The sequence below is a fragment of the Methylobacterium sp. B1 genome (genome assembly GCF_000333255.1).
Classification (GTDB): domain Bacteria; phylum Pseudomonadota; class Alphaproteobacteria; order Rhizobiales; family Beijerinckiaceae; genus Methylobacterium; species Methylobacterium fujisawaense.
The window spans coordinates 1-2,174 of record NZ_BACT01000343.1; the positions used below are offsets into that span (position 1 = coordinate 1).

At 69.0% G+C, this 2,174-nt stretch carries 3 pseudogenes; 2 read left to right on the forward strand and 1 reads right to left on the reverse strand.

The window, feature by feature from the left end:
* Positions 1–297, reverse strand: a pseudogene (locus I53_RS35025) (hypothetical protein); the annotation flags it as partial.
* Between I53_RS35025 and I53_RS10000 the strand changes: the two are divergent.
* Positions 242–1,765: pseudogene (locus tag I53_RS10000) on the forward strand (ABC transporter permease); the annotation flags it as partial. The pseudogenes I53_RS35025 and I53_RS10000 overlap by 56 nt on opposite strands.
* A 19-nt stretch (positions 1,766–1,784) precedes the next feature.
* Positions 1,785–2,174 (forward strand): annotated as a pseudogene (locus I53_RS10005) (ABC transporter permease); the annotation flags it as partial.

Consider the following 2,174-nt stretch of genomic DNA (forward strand, 5'->3'; position numbering starts at 1 on the left):
CTCCGCGGGAGTCGAGACCTTTGCGCCGGCCATATCCTCGATGATGGCTTCTTGAACGATCTCGAGGGCCTGGAGCGAGCGATCGGCCTGATCAGCGAGGATCGTGGAGAGTCCGATGAGGTTGCGTTCGGTATCCTGCAGCGCCTGACCGTACATGTCGGCGATGAAGACGATCGCGCCTGACACAATCGCAAAGGCCAGAACGACCAGTGACGTAACGAGAGCGGCATACGATCGAAGCATCCGGCAGCGCCTGTCCCTGGCGGTGGCCGTCGTCCACGGGCCCGAACTCCTCATCCTCGACGAGCCGACCTCCGGAGTGGATCCGCCGGCACGCGACCGCTTCTGGGCTCTCCTGCTCGATCTCGCGCGCCGCCAGGGCGTGACGATCTTCGTGTCGACCCACTTCATGGCCGAGGCCGAACGCTGCGACCGCCTCGCGCTGATGGATTCGGGGCGGGTCCTGGCCATCGACACCCCCGCGGGACTGGTGGCGCGTTGCGGGGCCGCCACCCTGGAGGACGCCTTCGTCACCCTCCTCGAACGGGCCGGAGCCGGCGGCACCGGAGCGCCCCCGCAGACGCCCGCGATCACGGAGGCGCGGCTTCCCCCGTCCGGCCCCCGGACGGACGGCATCATCCCGGTCAGCCCGCGCCGGCTCCTCGCCTGCGCACGTCGCGAGGCGCTGGAACTGGCGCGCGACCGGGTCCGCCTCGCCTTCGCGGTCCTGGGCACGACCTTCCTGATGCTGGTCTTCGGCTTCGGCATTTCCACCGACGTGAACAGCGTCGCCTTCGCGGTGCTCGATCACGACCGGAGCCATGCGAGCCGCGCCTATCTCGAGGACCTGCGCGGCTCGCGCTATTTCGTGGAGACCGCGCCCCTGTCGGGGTTCGGCGATCTCGAGCGGCGGCTCGCCCGGGGGGACATCGCGGCCGCGATCGAGATCCCGCCGGGCTTCGGCCGGGACGTGGCCCGCGGGCGGCCGACGCAGGTGGCGGCCTGGATCGACGGAGCCCGGCCGTTCTTCGCGCAGACCATCCGGGGCTACCTGTCGGGGGTGCACCAGCGCTATCTGTCCGATCCGCGGCGATTTCCTGCCAAGGCCGATCCGGCTCCCCAGGCCGAGATCGCGGTCCGCTTCAAGTACAACCAGGATTTCGACAGCATCTTCGCGATGGTGCCGGCGCAGATCGCCCTCCAGCTCGCCCTGATCCCGGCGATCATGATGGCGCTGGCGGTGGTGCGCGAGAAGGAGCTCGGCTCGATCACCAATCTCTACGTGACGCCCCTGACGCGCCTGGAATTCCTGCTGGGCAAGCAGCTCCCCTATATCGGCTTGGCGCTCGTCAATTTCGCGCTGATGGTCCTGCTGGCCCAGTTCGTCTTCGGGGTCCCGCTGAAGGGGAGCGCCTCGGTCCTGGTCGTCGGCACGCTGATCTACGTGACGGCGACGACGGCCTACGGGATGCTGGTCTCGACCTTCGCGCGGACCCAGATCGCGGCCCTGTTCGGCACCGCCATCCTGACCGTGCTGCCCGCCACCATGTTCGCCGGGATGCTCGTCCCCGTGGCCTCCCTGTCGGGCCTGGGGCGCATCCTGGGGCGGCTCTTCCCCATGACCTATTACCTGCCGGTGAGCCTCGGGGCCTTCACCAAGGGCCTCGGCTGGGCCGACCTCGCCGGCAGCCTCGCCATCCTGGCTGTATTCGTCCCCGTCCTGACCGCGGCGGCCTGCCTGGCGATGCCCCGGCAGGAATCCTGATCGCAGACGGGACTGCGCCGTGGACACCCTCGCGAATATCGTCTGGCTCGGGACCAAGGAGCTGCGCAGCTTCGGGCGCGACTACGTCCTGCTGGGCCTCGTCGTCTACAGCTTCTCCCTCGCCATCCTGGCGCAGGCGCAGAGCAGCTCGCAGGAACTGCACAACGCCGCGATCGCCATCGTCGACGAGGACCGCTCGACGCTGTCCCGGCAGATCACGCAGGCCTTCCTGCCCCCCCATTTCAAGCCGCCCGTCGCCATCGCCGAACGGGACATCGTCCCGGCGCTGAACGCGGGCACCTACACGTTCGTGCTCGACATCCCGCCGCGCTTCCAAGCCGACCTGCTCGGTCTGAAGCAGCCCGGCTCAGCTCGAATCGACGCCACCCGCATGGTGCAGGCCGGCCTC